The organism is Frankia sp. CeRuru1 (genome assembly GCF_977966315.1).
On the sequence record NZ_CDWWEW010000332.1, the window covers coordinates 1 to 5767 of the forward strand.

A 5767-nucleotide genomic window follows, 5' to 3' on the forward strand; every position below is an offset into this window, starting at 1 on the left:
AGGCCCCCCGGACAATCGACGACGCCTTCGCCGCCTTCGACTTCCGCCGGGCAGCCGAGGTCATCACGAGGATCGGCGACGAGGGTAACCGCTACGTGGAGGCCGCCCGGCCCTGGGAGCTCGCGAAGGCGGAGCGCAAGGAGGGAGCGTCGCGCGACGCCCTCGACGCAGTCCTCGCCGAACTGGTCGCCACGTGCCGGGAGCTGGCGGAGCACCTCGCGCCCTTCCTGCCCGATTCGGCACCGCGCATCGCCGCGCAGTGCGGCGACGGCGGGCCGCGGGCCGCCGATCCCAGCCCGGTGTTCCCGCGACTGGAGGCCCCGCCGGCCGAACCGGCCACGACCTGACCGACGCCGCGGAACCGATCCGGCCGGACCCGCTCAGGCCGGACCCGCTCAGGCCGGACCCGCTCAGGCCGGACGCAGTGCGGTGAAACGCCGCAGCCGCAGACTGTTCGTGACGACGAAGACGGAGCTGAACGCCATCGCCGCCCCCGCGATCATTGGGTTGAGCAGACCGGTCGCGGCAAGCGGCAGCCCGGCCACGTTGTAGGCGAACGCCCAGAACAGATTGCCCTTGATCGTGCGCAGGGTGGCGCGCGACAGTCGGATGGCATCCGCCACCAGGCAGGGATCCGCGTTGACGAGCGTCAGATCCGACGCCTCGATCGCCGCGTCAGTGCCGCCGCCCATCGCCAGGCCCAGATCGGCCTGGGCGAGCGCGGCGGCGTCGTTCACCCCGTCGCCCACCATGGCCACGACCCGGCCCTGCGCCTGCAAGCGACGGACCGCCGCGACCTTCTCCTCGGGCAGGACCTCGGCGATGACGTCCTCGGCCGCGATGCCGACCTCGGCGGCGACGGACCGGGCGACCGCCTCGGCGTCCCCGGTCAGCAGGACCGGGTGCAGCCCGAGCCGACGCAGATCGGCGACGGCCGCGGCCGCGGTGGGCTTCACCGTGTCGGCGACGCTGATCAGTCCGCGGGGACGGCCGTCCCAGCCGACCACGACGGCGGTGTGCCCGGCGGCCCGTTCCCGGTCCAGCTCGGCGGCGAGCGCACCCGGGAGTTCCGCGAACACCCGGGGCCGCCCGACGAGCACCGCATGCCCCTCCACGGTGCCGCGCACGCCGAGGCCCGCGGTGTTCGCGAAGTCCGCGACCGGCGGCAGCACACCGGCGGCCACCGCGTGCTCCCCAGCCGCGTCAGCGATCGCCCGGGCGATGGGGTGCTCGCTCGCCTCCTCCACCGCCGCGGCGAGCCGGAGCACCTCGGCGGCGTCCTCGCCGGGGGCCGGCAGCACCGCGACAACCTGCATCCGCCCGCTGGTCACCGTGCCGGTTTTGTCGAGTAGGACGGTCTGGACCCGCCGCGTCGACTCCAGCACCTCCGGGCCGCGGATGAGGATGCCCACCTGCGCACCGCGTCCCGTCCCGACCAGCAGCGCCGTCGGCGTGGCCAGGCCCAGCGCGCAGGGGCAGGCGATGATCAACACGGCGACGGCCGCGGTGAAGGCGTCGGTCGCCGGCTGCCCGAGAGCCAGCCAGACCCCGAGGGTGACGAGCGCGATTATGATCACCACCGGAACGAACACCGCCGAGACCCGGTCGGCGAGGCGCTGGACGCGGGCCTTGCCACTCTGGGCCTCCGTCACGAGCCGGGCGATGCGCGCCAGCTGCGTGTCGGCGCCGACCCGGGTGGCCCGGACCACAAGCCGCCCGCCGGCGTTCACCGTCGCCCCGACGACCGCGTCACCCGGGGCGACCTCGACGGGCACCGACTCGCCGGTGACCATGCTCGCGTCCACCGCCGACAGCCCGTCGAGCACGACGCCGTCGGTGGCGATCTTCTCGCCCGGACGGACGACGAACTCGTCCCCGATCCGCAGCGCCTCGACCGGGATCCGTTCCTCGACCCGCCGCGGGCCAGTCCCCCGCGCACCGTCCGCCGGCCGGTCGCGCAGCACGGTGACGTCCTTTGCCCCGAGGTGGAGCAGCGCCCGCAGGGCCGCGCCGGAACGCCGGCGGGCACGTGACTCCAGGAATCGGCCGGTGAGCAGGAACACCGTCACCCCGGCGGCGACCTCCAGGTAGAGGGCTGTGCCCGCGCCGCCGTGGGCACTCCCGCCGGTGCCGTGGCCACTCCCCGAGTGGCCGATCTCGCCGGCCGAGGCTTCCGGGCCCGGGAAGCCGCCGGTGAACGAGAACGAGTGCCGCATCCCCGGTTCGCCCGCTCCGCCCAGGAACAGGGCGTACAGCGACCAGACGAAGGCGGCCAGCGTTCCGAGGGAGACCAGGGTGTCCATCGTCGCGACCCCGTGCCGGGCGCCCCGGCCCGCGGCCCGGTGGAACGGCCAGCCTCCCCAGAGCACGACCGGCGTCGCCAAGGCCAGCGAGACCCACTGCCAGTAGTCGAACTGCCAGGCGGGCACCATGGCCAGTGCGATCACCGGCACGGCGAGCGTCGCCGAGACAGTCAGCCGGACACGTAGCGCCCGCAGCGCCGCGCCGGGCGCGTCGTCCTGCGTGCCGCCGCTGTCCTCGGCCTCCGCCGCACCAGTCGCATACTCGGCCGCGGTGTCAGTGCCGGCCGCGGTGCCGGTGTCGGCCGCGGTGCCGGTGTCGGCCGCACCCGGCCCACCCCGGACCGGGGTCGCGGAGTATCCCGCGGCCTGTACCGTGCGGATCAGATCATCGAGACAGACCGCGGGGGCTTCGGTATCCGTGAGGGTGACGGTGGCCTTCTCGGTGGCGTAGTTCACCGAAGCGGTGACGCCGTCCATCCTGTTGAGTTTGCGTTCCACCCGCGCGGCGCACGACGAGCAGGTCATCCCGCCGATCGCGAGCTCGATCCGCGCGGGGTGACCCGTTCCGACGTCGAGAGTGGTCATCAGATCTCCCCTTCCGGCGGATTCCTTACAGCGGATTCCTTACAGCGGACTGGAAGGTACTGCCGGTCGCGGACCGTGGGACCGGACACACCCGCCGGCCACCGGCACCGTTGGCACCACCGAAGCGCTACGCCCGCCCGACAAGCTCGTATCCGGCCTCCGCAACGGCCTCCCGGACGGCGCCGTCCTCGACGACGCCGTCGCTGACGAGAGTGACCCGGCCCTCGGCCAGCTCCACGGCGACGTCCGACACGGTCGGCAGCCGCGCGAGCTCCTCGGTCACGGATCGGACGCAGTGCTGGCAGGTCATCCCGGCCACCGTGTAGGCGGTCGTGTAGGCGGTCGTCATGGCCGTTCTCGTCTCCTCGTGTAAGCCGCCCCGGTCCCGATGGATCTGCCCATCCCACCGGCCACCGGCGCCCGTCCGACCCTCCGAACATACCCTCCCCCCGTATAGTGTACCGGTACCCAGTGGGGGTACCTTCCGAACCAATGGCCGATCATCACGGGAGAGATCCCGCCCACGCCGACACGGGAAGGCCGCGACGCACAGCCCCCACCCTGAGCAACCTAACGGACGCTTTCCACGAACGCCGGACTCCCGGCACCACCGTGGCGAACCGTCGACGTTGAGGAACCGCCGCCGCGAGGGACGGTCAGCGGGAGGCGGCCAGGCGGCGGGCGACCTCGGTGGCCCAGTAGGTCAAGATGATGTCCGCCCCGGCCCGGGAGATCGCGGTCAGCGTCTCGTCGATCGCCCGGTCCCGGTCGATCCACCCGGCCGCCGCGGCAGCCTCCACCATCGCGTACTCGCCCGACACCTGGTAGGCCGCCACCGGTACGTCCACTGTGTCGGCCACCGCCCGCAGCACGTCCAGGTAGGCCAGCGCCGGTTTCACCATCACCGCGTCCGCGCCCTCGGCAAGGTCGAGCGCGACCTCGCGCCGGGCCTCCTCGGCCGAGCGGGCCGGATCCTGCTGGTAACCGGTCCGGTCCCCGAACTGCGGGGCGCACTCGGCAGCCTCGCGGAACGGCCCGTAGAACGCCGAGGCATACTTCACCGAGTAGGCGAGGATCGGCAGGTCGATGAAGCCCTCCGCGTCCAGCGCGGCCCGGATCGCGCCGACCTGGCCGTCCATCATCCCGCTCGGCGCGACGACCTCGGCACCCGCACGGGCCTGCGCCACGGCGATCGCGCCGTAGCGCGCCAGGGTGGCGTCGTTGTCGACCTCCCCGGAGTCGGTGAGCAGACCGCAGTGCCCGTGGTCGGTGTACTCGTCCAGGCACAGGTCCGTCATCAGGACGACGTCGCCACCGACCTCGGCGACGAGATCGGCGAGCGCGAGCTGGACGATGCCGTCCGGGTCGTCGGCGGCCGAGCCGCGGGCATCCTTCTCCGCGGGCACACCGAACAGGATGAGCCCGCCCACGCCGGCCTCGACGGCCTCGACGGCCGCCTCCCGCAGCGAGGAGCGGGTGTGCTGGACGACACCGGGCATCGAGGCCAGCGGAACGGGATCGGCCACGCCCTCCTTGACGAACATCGGCAGCACCAGGTCGGACGGGTGCAACCGCACGTTCGAGACCAGCCGGCGCAGCGCGGGCGAGCGGCGCAGCCGGCGGGGACGTGCCGTCGGGTATCCGGCTGCGGCCCCGTTCCCCCGGGCCGGCACCCTCACCGCCGCGAGCCTCGCCGTGGCTTCGGCAACCGCGCGGCGAGCGGCCCGATCTTCCCGAGCTCTTCCCGGTGTTCGGCAGCGAACTCCGCCAGCGCCCCGACAAGGGCAGAGATGGACGCCTCCGGAGCCTGCACGTCGACGCGCAGCCCGAGCTCCTGGGCAGTGGCGGCCGTCGCCGGACCGATCACGGCGATCACCGTCGTCTCGTGGGGCTTGCCGGCGATGCCGACCAGGTTGCGCACGGTCGAGGACGAGGTGAAGACGACCGCGTCGACCCGGCCGCCCTTCAGCGCCTCCCGGATGGAGGCGGGCGGCGGAGCCGCACGCACGGTGCGGTAGGCCGTCACGTCATCGACCTGCCAGCCGCGTTCCTTCAGGCCGGCGACCAGGGTCTCGGTGGCGATGTCGGCGCGCGGCAGCAGCACCCGGTCGAGCAGGTCGAGGGTGTCGTCGAAGTCCGGCCAGTCCGCCAGCAGCCCCTCGCTGGACTGCTGCCCGGACGGGACGAGATCGGGCCGGATACCGAAGGTGCGCAGCGCGTCGGCCGTCGCCTCGCCGATCGCCGCAACCTTGACCCCCGCGAACGCGCGGGCGTCGAGGCTGCGTTCCTCGACCTTCTCCTGCACCGCCTTGACCGCGTTGACCGAGGTGAAGGCCACCCACTGGTAGCGCCCGGAGACCAGACCGGTGATCGCGCGCTCCATCGGGGCGGCGGTCCGCGGGGGCTCGACAGCGATCGTCGGCACCTCCAGCGGGCTTGCGCCGTGCGAACGCAGCAGGTCGGACAGGATCGCCGCCTGTTCCTTGGTCCGCGGGACCAGCACCGTCCAGCCGAACAGCGCCCGGGTCTCCCACCAGGACAACTTGCTGCGGGTCGCGACCACCGAGCCGATGGACAGCACGACCTGGGTGATCGGGGTGGGGGCCGCGGTCAACAGCGGTGCCGTGTCCGCCTCGACCCGATCGAGCGTCGAGGTAACGGTGCGCTGGTCGGTGGTGGTGCCGTCCACGGTCACCGCGATCGGGGTGTCACCGGGCCGCCCGTGCTCGACGAGCGCCGCCGCGACCTTGCCGACCTCCGTCGGCGCCGCCGTGACCACGAGGGTGCCCGGGGTCTGGGCGAGGGCACCCCAGTCCAGGTCGCCGGGGGAGGAGATGGGCGCACCGAACCCGCCGAAGCCGCCCGGGGCACCGAGGCCC

The 5767-nt window shown here is 73.4% G+C and carries 4 protein-coding genes and 1 pseudogene; 1 reads left to right on the plus strand and 4 read right to left on the minus strand.

Annotation, left to right across the window (positions count from 1 at the left end):
• Positions 1–347, plus strand: a pseudogene (locus tag AC08OP_RS19485) (methionine--tRNA ligase); the annotation flags it as partial.
• Between the two features lie 63 nt (positions 348–410).
• Here AC08OP_RS19485 and AC08OP_RS19490 read toward each other — a convergent pair.
• The 4 genes from AC08OP_RS19490 to AC08OP_RS19505 all read right to left on the minus strand — a co-directional run.
• Positions 411–2888 carry a heavy metal translocating P-type ATPase gene (locus AC08OP_RS19490; protein WP_476615498.1) on the minus strand — a complete coding sequence of 826 codons (2478 nt, stop codon included), beginning with the start codon at positions 2886–2888 and terminating at the stop codon, positions 411–413.
• 127 nt (positions 2889–3015) lie between these two features.
• Entirely contained in the window at positions 3016–3237 is a 222-nt protein-coding gene (locus AC08OP_RS19495; RefSeq protein ID WP_476615499.1) for a heavy-metal-associated domain-containing protein, read from the minus strand.
• A gap of 307 nt (positions 3238–3544) precedes the next feature.
• On the minus strand, positions 3545–4567 hold the full coding sequence (gene hemB / locus AC08OP_RS19500) for a porphobilinogen synthase (RefSeq protein ID WP_476615500.1): 1023 nt from the start codon (positions 4565–4567) through the stop codon (positions 3545–3547).
• Positions 4564–5767 (minus strand): uroporphyrinogen-III synthase (locus tag AC08OP_RS19505; RefSeq protein ID WP_476615501.1); only part of this gene is annotated, 1204 nt, incomplete at its 5' end. The genes hemB and AC08OP_RS19505, both read right to left, overlap by 4 nt.